The organism is Pseudomonas sp. AN-B15 (assembly GCF_019056475.1).
GTDB lineage: Bacteria > Pseudomonadota > Gammaproteobacteria > Pseudomonadales > Pseudomonadaceae > Aquipseudomonas > Aquipseudomonas parakoreensis.
Genome location: NZ_CP049737.1, coordinates 2,253,506 through 2,270,870 on the forward strand (window position 1 = coordinate 2,253,506; position 17,365 = coordinate 2,270,870).

Annotated in this window: 13 protein-coding genes; 6 read left to right on the top strand and 7 right to left on the bottom strand. The window is 62.2% G+C overall.

Annotated features, from left to right (window positions below; genetic code table 11):
• Positions 1 to 121 precede the first annotated feature (121 nt).
• Both GTQ41_RS10180 and GTQ41_RS10185 read left to right on the top strand, forming a co-directional pair.
• Positions 122 to 2,161: an FAD-dependent oxidoreductase gene (locus tag GTQ41_RS10180; RefSeq protein ID WP_047291594.1), complete on the top strand. Its 2,040-nt coding sequence runs from the start codon at positions 122 to 124 to the stop codon at positions 2,159 to 2,161.
• 227 nt (positions 2,162 to 2,388) lie between these two features.
• Complete coding sequence (locus tag GTQ41_RS10185; protein ID WP_047291597.1) at positions 2,389 to 3,312, top strand: 1-aminocyclopropane-1-carboxylate deaminase/D-cysteine desulfhydrase; 924 nt, start codon at positions 2,389 to 2,391, stop codon at positions 3,310 to 3,312.
• A gap of 159 nt (positions 3,313 to 3,471) precedes the next feature.
• On the opposite strand, the gene GTQ41_RS10190 is transcribed toward GTQ41_RS10185, so the two are convergent.
• The 3 genes from GTQ41_RS10190 to GTQ41_RS10200 all read right to left on the bottom strand — a co-directional run bounded on the left by GTQ41_RS10190 (position 3,472) and on the right by GTQ41_RS10200 (position 6,312).
• Positions 3,472 to 4,026, bottom strand: a complete 555-nt coding sequence (locus GTQ41_RS10190; protein ID WP_047291600.1) for a cytochrome b — start codon at positions 4,024 to 4,026, stop codon at positions 3,472 to 3,474.
• A 194-nt stretch (positions 4,027 to 4,220) separates the two neighbouring features.
• On the bottom strand, positions 4,221 to 5,048 hold the full coding sequence (phnX, locus tag GTQ41_RS10195) for a phosphonoacetaldehyde hydrolase (RefSeq protein ID WP_047291602.1): 828 nt from the start codon (positions 5,046 to 5,048) through the stop codon (positions 4,221 to 4,223).
• Positions 5,049 to 5,202: 154 nt separating this feature from the next.
• Positions 5,203 to 6,312, bottom strand: coding sequence for a 2-aminoethylphosphonate--pyruvate transaminase (locus GTQ41_RS10200; RefSeq protein ID WP_047291604.1), 1,110 nt, complete (start codon positions 6,310 to 6,312; stop codon positions 5,203 to 5,205).
• Positions 6,313 to 6,425: 113 nt separating this feature from the next.
• Here GTQ41_RS10200 and GTQ41_RS10205 point away from each other — a divergent pair, with 113 nt between their 5' ends.
• The gene (locus tag GTQ41_RS10205; protein ID WP_047291607.1) at positions 6,426 to 7,286 is read left to right on the top strand and encodes a LysR substrate-binding domain-containing protein; all 861 of its coding nucleotides are present in this window, start codon (positions 6,426 to 6,428) and stop codon (positions 7,284 to 7,286) included.
• Positions 7,287 to 7,433: 147 nt separating this feature from the next.
• On the opposite strand, the gene GTQ41_RS10210 is transcribed toward GTQ41_RS10205, so the two are convergent.
• Entirely contained in the window at positions 7,434 to 8,306 is an 873-nt protein-coding gene (locus GTQ41_RS10210; RefSeq protein ID WP_047291609.1) for a LysR family transcriptional regulator, read from the bottom strand.
• A gap of 269 nt (positions 8,307 to 8,575) precedes the next feature.
• Between GTQ41_RS10210 and GTQ41_RS10215 the strand changes: the two genes are divergently transcribed.
• On the top strand, positions 8,576 to 9,901 hold the full coding sequence (locus GTQ41_RS10215; protein ID WP_047291611.1) for an MFS transporter: 1,326 nt from the start codon (positions 8,576 to 8,578) through the stop codon (positions 9,899 to 9,901).
• 71 nt (positions 9,902 to 9,972) lie between these two features.
• On the top strand, positions 9,973 to 11,364 hold the full coding sequence (locus GTQ41_RS10220; protein ID WP_047291613.1) for an FAD-dependent oxidoreductase: 1,392 nt from the start codon (positions 9,973 to 9,975) through the stop codon (positions 11,362 to 11,364).
• Positions 11,365 to 12,203: 839 nt separating this feature from the next.
• On the opposite strand, the gene GTQ41_RS10225 is transcribed toward GTQ41_RS10220, so the two are convergent.
• Positions 12,204 to 13,589 (bottom strand): type VI secretion system Vgr family protein, encoded by a 1,386-nt coding sequence (locus GTQ41_RS10225; RefSeq protein ID WP_047291615.1) that lies wholly within the window; start codon positions 13,587 to 13,589, stop codon positions 12,204 to 12,206.
• Positions 13,590 to 13,810: 221 nt separating this feature from the next.
• Between GTQ41_RS10225 and GTQ41_RS10230 the strand changes: the two genes are divergently transcribed.
• Positions 13,811 to 14,515: a YebC/PmpR family DNA-binding transcriptional regulator gene (locus GTQ41_RS10230; RefSeq protein WP_027614601.1), complete on the top strand. Its 705-nt coding sequence runs from the start codon at positions 13,811 to 13,813 to the stop codon at positions 14,513 to 14,515.
• 124 nt (positions 14,516 to 14,639) lie between these two features.
• On the opposite strand, the gene GTQ41_RS10235 is transcribed toward GTQ41_RS10230, so the two are convergent.
• Positions 14,640 to 15,953, bottom strand: coding sequence for a leucine-rich repeat-containing protein kinase family protein (locus GTQ41_RS10235; protein ID WP_047291618.1), 1,314 nt, complete (start codon positions 15,951 to 15,953; stop codon positions 14,640 to 14,642).
• 213 nt (positions 15,954 to 16,166) lie between these two features.
• Positions 16,167 to 17,288, bottom strand: a complete 1,122-nt coding sequence (gene zapE, locus GTQ41_RS10240) for a cell division protein ZapE (RefSeq protein WP_047291620.1) — start codon at positions 17,286 to 17,288, stop codon at positions 16,167 to 16,169.
• Between the last annotated feature and the right edge of the window lie 77 nt (positions 17,289 to 17,365).

The following is a 17,365-nucleotide window of genomic DNA, read 5'->3' on the forward strand; positions in this document are numbered from 1 at the left end:
TCAATAAGTTGTCAGTTTCGGTCATTGAGTGACAGCAGTGCGACTCTTAGTCTGTCGAACATGACTGACGGGGGACGCAGAGCTCCCGCAATTTCCGTGATCGCTCGTTGTGGAGTTACCGATGACCGCCGCTCATTACCCGCACCTGTTGGCCCCGCTGGACCTGGGATTCACCACACTGCGCAACCGCACCCTGATGGGCTCGATGCACACTGGCCTTGAAGAGAAACCGGGTGGCTTCGAACGCATGGCGGCGTACTTCGCCGAACGTGCTCGTGGCGGCGTCGGCCTGATGGTCACCGGCGGTATCGGCCCGAACGACGAGGGTGGCGTGTACTCCGGCGCAGCCAAGCTGACCACCGAGGAAGAAGCGCTCAAGCACCGCATCGTCACCCGCGCGGTGCACGAGGCTGGCGGCAAGATCTGCATGCAGATCCTCCACGCCGGGCGCTATGCCTACAGTCCGAAACAGGTTGCACCAAGCGCGATTCAGGCGCCGATCAACCCGTTCAAGCCCAAAGAGCTGGACGAGGACGGCATCGAGAAACAGATCAGCGATTTCGTCACCTGCTCGGTACTGGCGCAAACCGCCGAGTACGACGGCGTGGAAATCATGGGCTCGGAAGGTTACTTCATTAACCAGTTCCTCGCCGCCCACACCAACCACCGCACCGACCGCTGGGGCGGCAGCTACGAAAACCGTATGCGCCTGCCGGTGGAAATCGTCCGTCGGGTGCGTGAAGCGGTCGGCCCGAACTTCATCATCATCTTCCGTTTGTCGATGCTCGATCTGGTCGAGGGCGGCAGCACCTGGGATGAGATCGTGACCCTGGCCAAAGCCATCGAGCAGGCTGGCGCAACCCTCATCAACACCGGCATCGGCTGGCACGAAGCGCGGATCCCGACCATCGCCACCAAGGTGCCGCGCGCGGCGTTCAGCAAGGTCACCGCCAAACTGCGCGGGTCGGTGAACATTCCGCTGATCACCACCAACCGTATCAACACCCCGGAAATCGCCGAGCAGATCCTCGCTGAAGGCGATGCCGACATGGTCTCGATGGCGCGGCCGTTCCTCGCCGATCCTGACTTCGTCAACAAGGCTGCAGAAGGCCGCGCCGACGAAATCAACACCTGCATCGGTTGCAACCAGGCGTGCCTCGACCACACCTTTGGCGGCAAGCTCACCAGTTGCCTGGTCAACCCGCGTGCCTGCCATGAAACCGAGCTCAACTATCTGCCGGTACAGCAGATCAAGAAGATCGCTGTGGTCGGTGCCGGCCCTGCCGGTCTGTCCGCTGCAACCGTGGCCGCCGAGCGCGGACATCAGGTGACGTTGTTCGATTCGGCCAGCGAAATTGGCGGCCAGTTCAACATCGCCAAACGGGTGCCGGGCAAGGAAGAGTTCTTCGAAACCCTGCGTTACTTCAAGCGCAAGTTGCAGACGACGAATGTCGAGGTGTGCCTGAACACCCGCGTCGACGTGGCGAAACTGGTTGAAGGCGGTTACGACGAAATCATCCTCGCCACCGGCATCGCGCCGCGAGTGCCGGCAATTCCTGGCGTCGACAACGCCAAGGTGCTGAGTTACCTGGACGTGATTCTTGAGCGCAAACCGGTGGGCAAGCGCGTGGCGGTGATCGGCGCGGGCGGCATCGGTTTCGATGTCTCGGAATTCCTTGTGCACCAAGGCGTGGCCACCAGTCTGGATCGCACCGCGTTCTGGAAAGAGTGGGGCATCGACACGAACCTGGAAGCGCGCGGTGGCGTGGCCGGGATCAAGGCGGCGCCGCACGCTCCGGCTCGTGAAGTGTTCCTGTTGCAGCGCAAGAAATCCAAGGTTGGTGATGGTCTGGGTAAAACCACCGGCTGGATCCACCGCACCGGTCTGAAGAACAAGCAGGTGCAGATGCTCAACAGCGTCGAATACCTGAAGATCGACGACGAAGGCCTGCACATCCGCATCGGCGAAACCGGCGAGCCGCAAGTGCTGGCGGTGGACAACATCGTGATCTGCGCCGGCCAGGATCCACTGCGCGATCTGCAGGAAGGTCTGGTCGCGGCGGGGCAGAATGTGCACCTGATCGGCGGCGCCGACGTGGCGGCGGAGCTGGATGCCAAGCGCGCGATCAATCAGGGGGCGCGTCTGGCCGCTGAGCTCTAAGCTACGCCGCTTAACCTGTGGGAGCGAGCTTGCTCGCGAAGGCGTGGTGTCAGTCGACATATATATTGGCTGACACTCCGCTTTCGCGAGCAAGCTCGCTCCCACAGTGTTTGTGTTGTTCACTGATTCGGTGAGCACCATCGAACCCATGCAGGCGTGAGCCTGCTCGCGATGGCTGCTTATGAGCGACTAGAATGCGGGCCTCAGCCCAGAACGATCAGTCGCCCATGCTTCTTCCTCCCGCCCACTGGCTGCCCCAAGCCTCCCTCGAATTGCTTGAACTCGACTGGCTCACCCGCGCCGGAATCGAGGTCGCGATCCTGCGTCTGGACCAGATCGACCCGCTGATCAGCGGCAACAAATGGTTCAAACTCGTCGAGCATCTCAAGGCCGCCGACCGCGCTGGCGCGCAGGGCGTCATCAGCCTCGGTGGCGCGCATTCCAATCATCTGCATGCGCTCGCGGCGGCGGGCAAGCGTCTTGGCTTCGAAACGGTTGGCCTGTTGCGCGGCCATCCACAGCAAACGCCGACGGTCAGCGATCTGCAAGCGTTCGGCATGCAACTGCACTGGCTTGGTTTCGGCGGCTATCGGGCGCGGCATGAGCCGGGGTTCTGGGAGCCGTGGCGGGCGCAGTATCCAGATTTTCATGCGGTGCCGGAGGGCGGTGGCGGATTGGCGGGCGCATTGGGCTGCAAGGTGTTGAAGGAGCAGGTGATCGCGCAACTGGGCAACCTGGGCTGGAGCAATTATCACGGCTGGTGGCTGGCCTGCGGCACCGGGACGACGCTGGCAGGGCTGGTGCTCGCCGAGGCCGGTGCGCATCCCGTGTATGGCGCACTGGCGGTGCCCGAGGATCATGGCGTGGCGCCGCAGGTGGCGGCGATTATGCAGGAGGCAGGTGTCGCTGCTGCCGACTACGAGCTGCTCGACGCCAGTCGCGGCGGCTTCGCCAAGGTTGACGCGCAGCTACTTGCATTCATCGAGAGCATTGAACGCTGTAGCGGCGTTGCGCTGGAGCCGCTGTACACCGGCAAGGCGTTGCTGGCGCTCAAGGAGCGGATCGAGGCGGGCGGATTCGCGTCAGGTACACGGTTGATCTTCGTGCACACGGGTGGGTTGCAAGGGCGGCGAGGATTTACCACAGGATGAATGAGTAACCCTGTGGTGAGGGGATTTATCCCCGATGGGCTGCGCAGCGGCCCCTCATTGAGCACGCATTGAGTCTGATCCACCGCGTGCACAGGTTTTGGGGCCGCTTCGCAGCCCATCGGGGATGAATCCCCTCACTACAATGGTCAAAACCGGGCCTCAGCGTGGCGCGCGCTTGGGCATCATCCGCAACAAGGTGTTATCACCCACCACATAATGGTGATACAGCCCCGCCAGCGCGTGCAGGCCGATCAGCCAATAGCCGATGTTGCCGATCAGTACGTGCCAGTGCTCCACCTGTTTGGCCAGTGCCTTGTCTTCGTGGACCAGCAGCGGCAGATCGAAGCCGTAGAACATCACCTGGTGCCCCTCGGCGCTGGTGATCAGCCAGCCGAGGATCGGCATGCTGATCATGAACAGGTACAACAGCCAGTGCATCACCCGCGCCAGCAGGGTTTGCCACTGCGGCGAGGCCGGGAAGATTTTTGGTGCCGGGCCGATGCTGCGGGCGACTAGGCGAAACCACACCAGCACGAACACGGTCAGGCCGAGCATGTAATGCACTTCGCGAATCAGCGCGCGGCCGCCACTGCCTTTGGGAAAGATCCCGCGCAATTCCATGCTGGCATAGACCAGGATCAACAGGATCAGCATCAGCCAGTGCAGCAGCACGGACACGGTGCTGTAGCGCGATTCGGAACTTGTCCACGGCATACGGTGTTTCCTCACAGATCAGAGTCGCCACGTGCCGTTCTTGTGCGACGGCATGCTTTAACTGTAATCCGCTTTGGCGGATTTGCCTGAGGCTGATCGGAGTTTCAAAGCGCTGACTCAAGGCCGCAGCCATAAAAAAAACGCCAGTGTCGCGAAGACCCTGGCGTTTTTTGTTGTTTTGACAAAAGACGTAATCAGCTCGATTGCGGCATCTCGCCGTTGGCCAGGCGCTTGTTGATGTCGGCAATCACTTCCGGCAGGTCGCTGATGGTGTCGATCATGTAGTGCGGACGGGAACCGGCGAACAATGCGTGGATGCGTTTGCGTTCGCTGGCCAGTTCGTCGCTGCCCAGCGCACGGTAGCCGGCGTAGTCCAGGCCCAGCGCGTTGCCCGAACAGATCAGCGCGACAGTCCACATCCCGGCGCGACGACCTTCGAGAATGCCCGGCACGGTGTCGTCGATCTTCACGCAGGCCGCGACGTCATCGATACCCAGCGCAATCACGTTGGCCAGCGCCTGAGCCGGCCATGGACGGCCATTTGGCACTTCGTCGGTGGCGACCACGTGGTCGGCAACGTAGCCGTTGGTGGCGGCCAGCGCCACGACCTTGTCCATCACCTGTTTCGGGTAACCGGAGCAGGAACCGATCTTGATCCCTTGCTGACGCAGGTGGGCGATAGTTTCCAGTGCGCCGGGAATCAGCGCCGAGTGTTCGGCGATCTTTTCGATCTGCAGCGGCATGAAGCGGTTGTAGATGGCGGTCACGTCATCGTCGGTCGGGGTGCGGCCGAATGCTTTGCGATAGCGCTCGGCGACCTGCGGTTGATCGCACAGGGTGCGAATGTGGTCCCATTTGCCCATGCCCATCGGGCCACGGGCTTCGTCGATGGACACCTGAACGTCGAACTCGGCGAAGGCTTCGACGAAGATCTGCGTTGGCGCGAACGAGCCGAAATCGACCACGGTGCCGGCCCAGTCGAGGATCGCGGCTTGCAGCTTGCTTGGGTTTACGTAGTTCATGGCAATAAGAATCCTGTGTTGGCAATGCAATTCAAAAGGTTCGGCGATCCTGTGGGAGCGGGCTTGCCCGCGATGGGGCCCTTTCAGTCGACATCTATGCTGATGGTCAGACCGCTATCGCGGGCAAGCCCGCTCCCACAGGTATCGTGGTGATTCAGATCTCCAGCACTTCCATTTCGCGCAGCACTTCACCCACCGCCGCCACGGCCTGGCGCATTTCATCCGGGCTGACGTGGCCGATGCAGCCGACGCGGAAGGTTTCCACTTGGGTCAGTTTGCCGGGGTAGAGAATGTAACCCTTGGCCTTGACCCGTTCGTAGAAGTCCTTGAACTGGTAGCGCGGGTCTCGCGGGGCATGGAAGGTGGCGATGATCGGCGCCTGGATCGCCGCCGGCAGGAAGCTGCGCAGGCCGAGTTTGCCCATCTCGTCCATCAGTGCCTGACAGTTGGCGGCGTAGCGCGCATGGCGAGCGGGCAGGCCACCTTCTTCGTTGTATTGCAGCAACGCTTCGTGCAGCGCCGCGACCACGTGGGTCGGCGGGGTGAAGCGCCATTGACCGGTCTTCTGCATATAGGTGTGCTGGTCATACAGGTCCATCGCCAGCGAGTGCGAGTTGCCAGCGGCTGCGGCCAGCGATTCCTTGCGAGCGAACACAAAACCCATCCCCGGCACGCCTTCCAGGCACTTGCCAGAAGCGGCGATCAACGCATCGAACGGGACGTTTTGCGCGTCCACCGGCAGCGCACCGAACGAGCTCATGGCATCGATGATCAGGCGCTTGCCGTGCTGCTGCACGACGTCAGCGATTTCCGGCAGCGGGTTGAGGATGCCGGTGCTGGTTTCGCAGTGGATCAGCGCGACATGGGTGATGTCGCCATCGGCGCGCAGCAGGCGGTCGACGTCGGCTGCGGTGGTCGGTTCGTCTTCGGCGGATTCGAAGGTGCTGAACGAGCGGCCGAGCACTTCGCAGATTTTCGCCAGACGCTTGCCGTAGGCGCCGTTGATCAGCACCAGTACCTTGCCGTCACGTGGCACCAGGGTGCCGATGGCGGCTTCGACGGCAAAGGTGCCGCTGCCCTGCAATGGCACGCAATGGTGAGTGGCGGCGCCGTTGAGGATCGCCAGCAATTGCTCGCAGAGGCTGGCGGTCAGTTGATTGAAGCGGTCATCCCATGACCCCCAGTCGACCAGCATTGCCTGGCGGGTGCGGGCCGAGGTGGTCAACGGGCCGGGAGTGAGCAGGATGGGTGCGGCAGTACTCATTCGTGTGTCCTCGCGATAGCGCTGTGGGATGAAGCTACGGGGCATACGTTGCAATTCGCCGAGTCATCAATCAAATTGTTTGTTGTTATGCCAGCCATCAGTGAGGGTTATCCATGAATCTGTTCCAGCTGCGCGCTTTCGACGCTGTGGCCCGGGAAGGCAGCTTCACCCGCGCCGCCGTGCGCCTGTTCATCAGCCAGCCAGCGGTGACCGGGCACATCAAGGCGCTGGAGGAGCATTACCAGATCACCTTGTTGCGCCGTACCGCGCGCCGGGTCGAGCTGACCGAGGAGGGCACCAAACTGGCGGCGATTACCCGCGCCATGTTCGGCCTGGCCGAAGAAGCGCAGACCCTGCTCGAGGCCAACCGTCAGTTGCTCACCGGGCGTCTGGAAGTGGCGGCGGACGGTCCGCACATGGTCATGCCGATGCTTGCCAGCCTGCGCGCGCGGTATCCGGGGATCACGGTGAATCTGCGTCTGGGCAATGCCCAGGAAACCCTCGCCGCGCTGTTATCGGAACACGCGGACGTGGCGGTGCTGACCGAGGTCGAACCGCGCAAGGGCCTGCATCTGCAAGCCTTGAGCGAATCGCGGATCTGCGCGCTGGTGCCCGCCGGGCATGCGTGGGCGCAGCGTAGCGGCGAGGTGCGGCTCAAGGAGCTGGATCAGGTGATCATGGTGTTGCGCGAGCCGAGTTCGATCACCCGGCGCACCTTCGATCAGGCGTGTGCGCAGGCGGCGGTCAATCCAAGGGTGCTGCTGGAACTCGACAGCCGTGAGGCGGTAACTGAAGCGGTGGCGGCAGAACTGGGGGTGGGCGTGGTGTCGTCGGTAGAGGTCAGTCATGACCCGCGGGTGGTGGCGATTCCGATTGTCGGGGACGGGCTGGTGAACCGGCACATGATCGGCTGCATGGAGCGGCGGCGGGAGTTGCGCCTGATTCAGGCGTTCTTCGCTCTGGCGCCGGCCTGATACACCGCGTTATGGCCCTTCGCGAGCAGGTATTGCGCCATGCCCATAACTCCCTGTAGGAGCTGCCGCAGGCTGCGATCTTTTGATCTTGTTTTTAAAAGCAAAATCAAAAGATCGCAGCCTGCGGCAGCTCCTACAGGAGGTGGGTCAGGTCAGGCTCTCGCGCACCATATCGAGAAACGTTGCCACCACCCGCCGCGAACTCTGCTCGCGCAAGCACACCAGGGTCTCGGTCAATCGCCGGGTGCAGTCGGTAATCGGCAACGCACACACCCGCGAATCCGCGCCGAACTCCGCCGCCGAAACAACCCCCACACCAATTCCCACCACCACCGCCTCGCGCGCCGCTTCCCGGCCTTCGACCTGAATCGCCGGACGGATGCGAAACCCGGCGCCGGCCATTTCTTCTTCCAGGGTCTGGCGGGTCACCGAGCCGTGCTCGCGCAGCACCAGCGGCGTGTCATCCAGATCCGCCAGGCAGATCGACTCACGCTCGGCCCATGGATGATGGCGCGAAACGAACGCCACCATTGGATCATTGCGCAGCGGCACGCACAGCAGACGTTCATCGCTGACATCACGCCCAAGCAGCGCCAGATCGGCCTGATAGTTGAACAGGCGAAACAGCGATTCATCGGTGTTGCCGGTCTCGATCTTCACGCTGATCCCCGGGTAGCGCTCGCAGAACCGCGCAATCAGCGGCAGCACATGTATCGGGGCATCCACTGCGAGAATCAGGCTGCCGGTCTGCAACGCCTGGGATTCCTGCAGCAGCTCCTGGGCTTCAGCCTCAATCACAAACAGCCGCTGGGTGATCGCCAGCAGGCGCTCGCCCAGATCGGTCAGGCGCACCGAACGCTTGTTGCGATGAAACAGCAACACACCGAAGCGCTCCTCCAGTTTGCGCACTTGGTCGGAAATCGCCGGTTGCGTGAGAAAAAGCCGTTCGGCCGCTTTAGTAAAGCTTCCGTGTACAGCCACGGCGTGAAAGGCTTTGAGCTGGGCGTGGGACACCGACATATAGCCTCCATAAAAAAGCTGAGCTTATGTGTGAAATACGATAAATCGATTTTATTTATTAAACAGTAATTGCTTTGATCCGCTCACGCCAGCGCTGACTGCCCGCTCGGGCAGCAACGCTGGCGATGAGCCTGTGCGTGCAATAACAGGACTCATCTGACCGCTATCGCCATAGGGACGGGGCGCTGGCGCAGTGCTCAACAATAAAAAACACAGGCGTTTACTTAACGATTCTGCCGGCACACTCACACCCTGAGGTCAGAACCACAATGAACAAGCACATCGGCACCCTTGCGCGTTGGCGCATGCAGATTTTCGCTATCACCTGGCTCGCGTACGCCGCTTTCTACTTCACCCGCAAAGCGTTTTCCGTGGCCAAACTGGGCATCGCGGAAGACCCGACCTTCATGCTCGACAAGATGGCCATGGCCAACCTTGATGCGATCTATCTGGCGGCCTACGCCATCGGCCAATTCACCTGGGGCATGCTCGCCGACCGCTTCGGCCCAAGGGTCGTGGTGCTCGGCGGGCTGTTGATTTCCGCTGCGGCGGCGTTAGTGATGGGCAGTTTTGCCACGCTACCGATCTTCGCCACTTGCATGCTGATTCAGGGCCTGGCGCAGTCCACCGGCTGGTCGGGATTGTGCAAGAACCTCGGCAGTTTCTTCCCGGCGCAGCAGCGCGGGCGGGTGCTCGGATTGTGGAGCTCCTGCTATGCGTTTGGCGGTCTGGTGGCCTCGCCGTTTGCCGGCTGGTGGGCGTATACGCTGATCGGCACCTGGCACGCGGCGTTCATATCCAGCGCCGCGGTAGTCGCGGCGGTGGCGCTGCTGTTCTTCATTTTTCAGCGCAACAAACCGGAAGACGTCGGCCTGCCGGCCGTGGAGCCGGAGCCGGAACTGAGCGCTGAAGAAACCGAGGCCAACAGCAAGCTCAGCGTCTGGGAGCCGTTGAAGGAAATCCTGCGCAACCGCACGGTGCTGGTGCTGGGTCTGGCGTACTTCATGTTGAAACCGGCGCGTTACGCGATTCTGTTGTGGGGGCCAGTGATTGTCTTCGAGCAGATGCCGAGTGTCGGCAAGGTCGGCGCGGCGATCATTCCCACCTCGTTTGAACTGGCCGGTCTGCTCGGGCCGATCATGATCGGCCTGGCCTCGGACAAGCTGTTCGGCGCCCGGCGCATGCCGGCCTGTGTCCTCAGCCTGCTGGCGCTGACCGTGACCCTGGCGTTGTTCATGGGCGCGTTGCACACCGGCAGCGTGATGCTGGTGGTGGCGCTGCTGTTTGTCATGGGACTTACCCTGTACGGACCGGATTCGATGATCAGCGGCGCGGCGGCGATTGACTTCGGCAAGGCCAAGGCCGGTGCCACCGCGGCCGGTTTCGTCAACGGTTGTGGCTCGGTTGGCGCGGTGCTCGGCGGATTGCTGCCGGGTTACTTCGATTCGGTGACGGTGTTCATTGTCTTCGCCGGCTGCGCCCTGTTTTCGGCGCTGGTGCTGATTCCGCACTGGAATAGCCGCCCGGTCGGAGTGATGGAACCGCGCGCGTCTGTGCCCAATTGCCCGCTGACCATCAAACCCCTGCGTAACTGAAAACCCTCGCCTCGCGGCCTGCTGCGGTACTCGCGGCAGGCTGTGTCGTGGCCATCTGACTGGAGAATCCCATGCGACCTTTTTGGCTCGAACAAGCCTTGCAGGCCGACCCATCCCCGACGTGCCCGCCGCTGCAAGGCGAAGTGCGCACCGACGTGTGCATCGTCGGCGGTGGCTACACCGGGTTGTGGACGGCGATCATGCTCAAGCAGCAGAACCCTGAGCTCGACGTGTTGATGATCGAAGCCGACATCTGCGGCGCCGGTGCCAGTGGGCGCAACGGTGGTTGCGCGTTGTCGTGGTCGGCCAAGTATTTCACCCTCGAGCGCCTGTTCGGTGTCGAGGAGGCGGTGCGCCTGGTCAAGGAATCCGAGCGCAGCATCCACGCCATCGGCGAATTCTGCGAACAGTACGGCGTCGATGCCGATTACCGCCTCGACGGCACGTTGTACACCGCCACCAACAAGGCGCAGGTCGGTTCGACCGACGCCGTGATCGCGGCGCTGGAGCGTAACGGCATCAACTCGTTCACCCAGCGTCCCGTGGCCGACGTACAGCGCATGGCCGGTTCCAGCCAACATCTGGAAGGCTGGTTCTCGCCAGCAGCCGCCAGTGTGCAACCGGGCAAACTGGTGCGCGGCTTGCGCCGGGTGGCGTTGCAGCTGGGCGTGAAGATCCACGAAAACACCGCGATGACCGGTCTGGAAGAGGGCCGCCCGGCGCGAATCCACACCGCCCATGGGCGCGTGATTGCCGACCGCGTGGTGCTGGCGATGAACGCGTGGATGGCCCGCGCGTTCCCACAATTCGAACGCAGCGTGGCGATCGTTTCCAGCGACATGCTGATCACCGAACCGCGCCCGGATCTGTTGCAGGAAATCGGTTTGACCAGCGGCGTCACTGTGCTCGACTCGCGGATTTTCGTGCACTACTACCACAACACCCCGGATGGCCGGATCATGCTTGGCAAGGGTGGCAACACGTTTGCGTTTGGCGGGCGGATGCTGCCGGTGTTCGATCAGCCATCGCCCTATGCGGATTTGCTCAGGCGCAGCCTTGGGGCGTTTTTTCCGACGTTTGCCGAGGTCAAGGTGGAAGCGACCTGGAACGGGCCGTCGGATCGTTCGGTGACCGGGTTGCCGTTTTTTGGGCAGATGAGCGCTAGTGGCAATGTGTTCTATGGCTTTGGTTATTCCGGCAGTGGCGTCGGGCCGTGTCACATGGGCGGGCAGATTCTTGCCTCGTTGGTGCAGGGGCTCGATAACCCGTGGACCCGTTCGCCCTTGGTGAACGGGCCGTTGGGGTATTTTCCGCCGGAGCCGATTCGGTATCTGGGGTCGTTGATGGTGCGTAATGCGATTCGGCGCAAGGAGCGGGCTGAGGACCATGGGCGGCGGCCGCGGCATCTGGATGTGCGGTTGGCGAAGTTTGCGGCGGCGGCGGGGAAGGCTGACAAGGGGTGATTGGGGGCTGGCGAGCGCTGCGTTCTTTTGGGTTACCGAGTACATATCCGTTTCTGCGGTAACGGCTTCTTATGGTTTCGCTCTTACAGCGACTCACTTTTCCAGACGCCGAAAAGTAAGCAAAAGGCTTGGCCCCGGCGTACGGCCCTCGCTTAGGCTCGGGTTCCTTCGTTACGGGGTTCATCCGGGGGCATCGCCTACGGTTTGCTTCGCTGCACCTCCTCTCGATGCGTTTGGCTACGCCAAACGGTCGCTGCGCTCCCACCCCCGGATAAACCCCTCCACTCAGCCTGCCGATGGGGCCGGCACGGCAAGATCAAGAGCTACAGCCGAGCTAACGCTCATCCTGTTGAGTGGTGAAAAGCATGCGGTCTGCCTGGACTGCTTTGCTTTTCTGTGGAAACGAGCCTGCCAGCGAAGGCGGCCTATGGGCCGACCAGTTTCCAACAGACCGCACCCAATCCACCTGTGGGAGCTGGCTTGCCAGCGAAGACGGCCTGACAGCCGACCAAATCTCCAACTGAACACACCCAATCCACCTGTGGGAGCTGGCTTGCCAGCGATGGCGGCCTGACAGCCGACCAGTCTCCAGCTGCCAACACCCATTCCCACTGTGGGAGCGAGCCTGCTCGCGAAGACGGCCTGACAGCGACCAAATCTCCAACTGAACACACCCAATCCACCTGTGGGAGCTGGCTTGCCAGCGATGGCGGCCTGACAGCCGACCAACCTCCCACTGCTCACACCCAATCCAACTGCAGGAGTTAGCCTGCTCGTGATAGCAACCTCCCGGCCAACCACTTTCCGGCAGCTGTACTCAATTCCAATGTCTGCGGTGCTTACGGATCGGCCCCGTGGAGCAGCCAGTCGAGCAACAGGCTGTCGTCGCGCGGGGGTGGCGTTTCGTTCGGTGGCGCCGGGCGTGGATGGGCGAGGCAGAGGATCGGTCGATCAGGGTCGCTGTCGAGGAAGCTCACCCACACCTCACTGTCGGCGCGGGGCAGTTGGTGGGGGGCGAGGCGGCCGGCGCCGGTCAGCGCGATCGGCAGCCACAGGCATGCAGACTCGGCTGTCTGCGTCGGCCACAGGCTGACGCCGATGCGCCCGCGATCATCCAGTGGCGCTGGCTGGCCAGGCGAACCCAGCACTCGTGCCAGGTGATAGCCGCCGATGTTCAGGCGCGGCTGCGCCAAGGGCGGGCGAAAATCGGTCGACCAGGGCAGGGCGGTGAAATCGTTTTGATAGCGATGCGCGTCCGTTGTCGGATCGAGGATCGAGGGGTGCTGGCCTTGATGCTGCAATTCGGTGATCAGCCATTGCTCGTTGAACGCGTTGATCGGATGCTCGCTGATCTGCAGCAGATGTCCGCTGCGCAGTGCGCTGCAATCGCTGCGCCCGCGAATCGTGCGCGACTGGCAGCGCTGACGCTGCAGATGGCGCCGGCTGCGTTGTTCGGTGTGACGCTGCTCGCTCGACAGGTTCAGCGGTGTGAGCGCAGGTACGGGGTGGTTGGCCGCGTCGGCGCTGATGACTGCCTGGCCCCGGTTTCGAATGCCGGGCGCGGCCATGACCGGTGTTGCGTCATGGCGCTGTAACAGCGTGCTGATGCGCGGTGATGGCGTGTCGTCGGTCACGGCAAACGGCACTGCCAGCGGTTCTTGCGGCAGGCTCAGGTTGTCATCGGCAAATACCACCACATGCCCGTCCGGGCGATGTTCGAAGTGATAGTGAATGCCTTCCTGCTCACACAGACGGTGAAGGAAGGCCAGGTCGCTCTCCTCGTATTGCAGGCAAAATTCCCGTGGTGGGTAGTGGCCGACGCTCATTTCGATCCGGTAACTGTCGGCTGGCAGTTCATGCTCTTCGAGCAGTTGCGCAAGGATCGCCGGCACGCTCGCTTGCACGAAGACCCGACGCTGCGGCGACTGTGCCAGACGTTGCAGGTGCGGCACCAGCGTCAATCGGTAGCCAATGCGGTGGCTGGCGCGATGCTCACAACTGACACTGTGGATCAGGCCGTGAATGCCGTGAGCGTCGCCCAGACGCAGGAACGCCGGTTGCCGCAGCAGGCTGCCCGGCGCCAAGGCCGGGGCCAGGGCGATCACTTCAATCTCGAAACGAAACGGCTGATTGAGTGCTTCCTTGCCACTGAAACGCAGGACCGGCAGGCACAGTGGGCCATCGGTCAGGGTCAGGGTGAACGGGCTTTGCTGGTCATTGAGCATTCATACGGGCTCTGTGGGGCAATACGGACGGCAGAGGGTACGAAAACCCGAGCATCAATGGTCGTGGCTGGTGGGCTTTTCAGAATCGCCCTACAAGTCGCGGTGAAGATGTCGATTCAACAAAGAATTTTTTTGGTCGATTGCCGACTTTAGGCCGTATAAACTTGGCGCCACGCGTCGGCCAATAGATGTCTCGGCGCCACAGATCAAGAGAGTGAGTAATGGGCGCACAGTGGAAGGTTAAACACAAAGAAGCGGCAGCCAACGCCAAGGGCAAGATCTTCGGCAAACTGGTGAAAGAAATCACCATCGCTGCCCGCAACGGTGCCGATACCGCCACCAACGCACACCTGCGTCTGGTGGTCGAACAGGCCAAGAAAGCCTCGATGCCCAAGGAAACCCTGGACCGTGCCATCAAGAAAGGCGCTGGCTTGCTGGGCGAAACCGTGCAATACCACCGTGTGACGTACGAAGGTTTCGCACCGCATCAGGTTCCGTTGATCGTCGAGTGCGTGACCGACAACATCAACCGCACCGTCGCGGAAATCCGCGTGGCGTTCCGCAAGGGCCAACTGGGCGCATCCGGTTCGGTGGCCTGGGACTTCAACCACGTCGGCATGATCGAAGCTTCGCCGGACACCCCGGACGCCGACCCGGAAATGGCCGCGATCGAGGCCGGTGCCCAGGACTTCGAGCCGGGTGAAGAGGGCGCGACCCTGTTCCTGACCGATCCGACTGACCTCGATGCCGTCCAGAAAGCCCTGCCTGAGCAAGGTTTCACGGTGTTGTCGGCGAAACTCGGCTACCAGCCGAAGAACCCGGTCAGCGGCCTGAGCGCCGAGCAGATGGCCGAAGTTGAAGCGTTCCTGGAAGGTCTCGACAACCACGATGACGTGCAGGACATGTTTGTCGGTCTGGCGGGCTGATTTGTTACAAAGATAAGCTGTGGCGAGGGAGCTTGCTCCCGCTCGGCTGCGCAGCAGTCGTTGTTTTTGGGACGGCTTTGCCGTCCAGCGGGAGCAAGCTCCCTCGCCACAGGATTTGTGTCAGTCACAGCTTTTCCAGCACCTCGATCACTTCGCCAAACCCCGGCCGCGTCAGCACATCCGGCTGACAGCAACGCTGTTCCAGCGCTTGCAACACCTCGCGCCGCTCGGCACTCAGCCCTGAGTCGATGCGCGCCAGCAATTCCCCCAGCAAAACCCCGAACGCCCGCACTTCGATGCGTTGCAGCGCCCGGGTTTCCAGATTGTCCGTGGTGGCATGGAACGATGCCGCGCCAAAATCCCCCAGCAAGCAATCGCCCTGATCGTTCAACAGAATGTTGTGGCCGTAGAGGTCGCCGTGGGTGATGCCCTGTTGATGCAAGTGTTCGGCTGCCGAAGCGATGCCCTTGGCAATGTTCAGCGCCACTTCGGCACTGAAGCGGCAATCGTCGGCATACACATCCCGCGAGCAGCTCACCAGGCTCGGCAATGCCGCCAGATTGCAAAAGCTCGGGTCGATCAGTTGCATCACCAACCCGTGTTGCCCGTCAGGATGACCGTGAATACGGCCTTCCACGCGGATCAGGTTCGGGTGCAGGCCGGCGGTGATGCAGGCGTTCATCTCGTGCAGCGGCGAACCGTCGCTGGTCATCTCGCCTTTGTATAGCTTCACCGCGACCGGCACCGACGAGTCTGCGCTACGTTGCCACTGTGCCCGGGAAATAACCCCGGAAGCGCCTTCGCCCAAACGCTGTTGCAGACGCAGCGTCGACCAGTCGATCAGCGGCGTGGCCTCCAGCGCGGCGGCGTCGGCTTCGGTTTCCAGCGGATTGCCGGCATACGCCAGCCAGGTCAGGCTCGGCAGGGTCAGCAGCCACTGCGGCAGTTCACGCAACTGGTTGGCCGCGATGCGGATCAGCTCCAGACGGTGGCACTGGCTCATCGACGTCGGCAGCGCTTGCAGGCGATTGCCGGCCAGCAGCAATTTTTGCAGGTACGGGCGCTCGCCCAGTTCGCTGGGCAGGGTGTCGATGCAGTTGTCGGTCAGGATCAACCAGCGCAGCAGCGGCGGCAATGCAGCGCCCGACACGTGGCGGATGCGATTGGCCTTGAAGCCGATCATCGTCAGCGCTGCACACTGGCCGACGCACTCCGGCACCTCGGTAAAGTGGTTGTCCGAGCAGAACAGAATGCGCATGCGGGTCAGCCGATGCAGGTCGTCCGGCAGGCTGCTCAAGGCATTGCCGCTGAGGTTGAGCACCTCCAGCGTATCGGCCAGCTCGAAAATTTCCCGGGGGAACTCGGTCAGGCCGCAGGACAGGTCCAGCCGGGTAATGCCCGACAACTCGCCGGCGCGCAATTGAGCAAGGGTGTGCATGGGGAGGTTCACTATCAAATGAAGAAGCGCCGGGCGCTCGGAATGGGCGACATGATAACGGCAAAGCCGGGATTTGCACTGAAGAACACTCTGATCCACTGTGGGAGCGAGCTTGCTCGCGAAGGCGTCCTGTCAGTCAGTGATTCGTCACTGACACTCCGCTTTCGCGAGCAAGCTCGCTCCCACAGTGGTAATCGGTGGTGATTAATGGGATCAGTGGATTTCCTGCAACTGCCCCAGACGGCTGCGGGTGCGGGCCAGATCGATGGCGTCGCCGCTCAGGGTCTCGCGCAGCGGCAGGCGGCTGAGCAGGGTCAGGTGTTTGTCCTGGTCGTAGAGCACGTCGATCAGGTTGATGAAGCGCTGTTGCGCGGCGATCGAGCGTTCGTCCAGTTCCGGCAGGTCGTCGATGATCCACTGGTCGAAACGCCGACACAGTTCCAGGTAATCCATCACCGCCGTCGGTTGCTCGCACAAATCGTTGAAACTGAAAGCCACCCGGCGAGCCTCGCACAGGCGCGCCTGAATGTGGCGGCTGCCCACCGGCAGAGCCATGGCTGGCGCATCTTCGGGCGGCAGATTCAGCGCCAGGCGCTGGGTCGCTGTGGCCGGCCACACATAATGGCCTTGAGTGAAGATCTGGTGCGCATGATTGCTCGCCTGACTGCGGTAATCGTGGGGGCCGCCGACCTCCATCACGTGCATGCGTGCGTTGATCAAGTCGATCACTGGTTTGAAACGCGCGTGATAGAGCGGGTTAGGCAGCAAGCCCTCCGGCGGATAATTGGAGGTCACCAGCAACACAATGCCGCGCTGAAACAAGGCCTTGAACAGCCGGGTGATGAGCATGGCATCGCCGATGTCATGCACATGAAATTCGTCGAAACACAGCACCCGGCAGTCGTGTAACAGTTCATCGAGGGTGACGCCGAGGGCATCGTCCTGTTCGCGATGCTCGAACATGCCCTGATGCAATCGGGCGAAGAATTCATGGAAATGCACGCGCTGTTTCTGCGCGGTGGGCAGGGCCTGAAAAAAGCCTTCGAGCAGCCAGCTCTTGCCGCGTCCGACCGCACCATGCAGGTACAGACTCGGCGGCGTTTGCGGCCTGGCACCGAACAACAGGCTGGCCTGTTGTGCCATGCAATCGATCACCCGCTGCTGGCTGTGGCTGAGGGTGTAACCCTGGCTGTGAGCCTTGAGCCGGAAGTATTCGTGGATCGAGCGGGCAGTGGCGTCATGCCCGGCACTGGCTGGCCGGCCCTTGGCGAACCAGCGGCGCAGCGCCGACCAGCGTTGGGTCATTGGCGATCGTTTGGGCGCTCGAGAGGGCACAGTGCAGTCACTCCGTAGTCATCAGGCCGGCGCCCGGGAGCGCGGCGCCGTAGTGTAACCAGAGGCGGCGTCAGGCT

What these genes read in the sequence shown, in the direction of transcription:
- GTQ41_RS10180 (WP_047291594.1), top strand. Translation starts at nt 122, where the DNA reads ATGACCGCCGCTCATTACCCGCACCTGTTGGCCCCGCTGGACCTGGGA.
- GTQ41_RS10185 (WP_047291597.1), top strand. Translation starts at nt 2,389, where the DNA reads ATGCTTCTTCCTCCCGCCCACTGGCTGCCCCAAGCCTCCCTCGAATTG.
- GTQ41_RS10190 (WP_047291600.1), bottom strand. Translation starts at nt 4,026, where the DNA reads ATGCCGTGGACAAGTTCCGAATCGCGCTACAGCACCGTGTCCGTGCTG.
- phnX (WP_047291602.1), bottom strand. Translation starts at nt 5,048, where the DNA reads ATGAACTACGTAAACCCAAGCAAGCTGCAAGCCGCGATCCTCGACTGG.
- GTQ41_RS10200 (WP_047291604.1), bottom strand. Translation starts at nt 6,312, where the DNA reads ATGAGTACTGCCGCACCCATCCTGCTCACTCCCGGCCCGTTGACCACC.
- GTQ41_RS10205 (WP_047291607.1), top strand. Translation starts at nt 6,426, where the DNA reads ATGAATCTGTTCCAGCTGCGCGCTTTCGACGCTGTGGCCCGGGAAGGC.
- GTQ41_RS10210 (WP_047291609.1), bottom strand. Translation starts at nt 8,306, where the DNA reads ATGTCGGTGTCCCACGCCCAGCTCAAAGCCTTTCACGCCGTGGCTGTA.
- GTQ41_RS10215 (WP_047291611.1), top strand. Translation starts at nt 8,576, where the DNA reads ATGAACAAGCACATCGGCACCCTTGCGCGTTGGCGCATGCAGATTTTC.
- GTQ41_RS10220 (WP_047291613.1), top strand. Translation starts at nt 9,973, where the DNA reads ATGCGACCTTTTTGGCTCGAACAAGCCTTGCAGGCCGACCCATCCCCG.
- GTQ41_RS10225 (WP_047291615.1), bottom strand. Translation starts at nt 13,589, where the DNA reads ATGCTCAATGACCAGCAAAGCCCGTTCACCCTGACCCTGACCGATGGC.
- GTQ41_RS10230 (WP_027614601.1), top strand. Translation starts at nt 13,811, where the DNA reads ATGGGCGCACAGTGGAAGGTTAAACACAAAGAAGCGGCAGCCAACGCC.
- GTQ41_RS10235 (WP_047291618.1), bottom strand. Translation starts at nt 15,953, where the DNA reads ATGCACACCCTTGCTCAATTGCGCGCCGGCGAGTTGTCGGGCATTACC.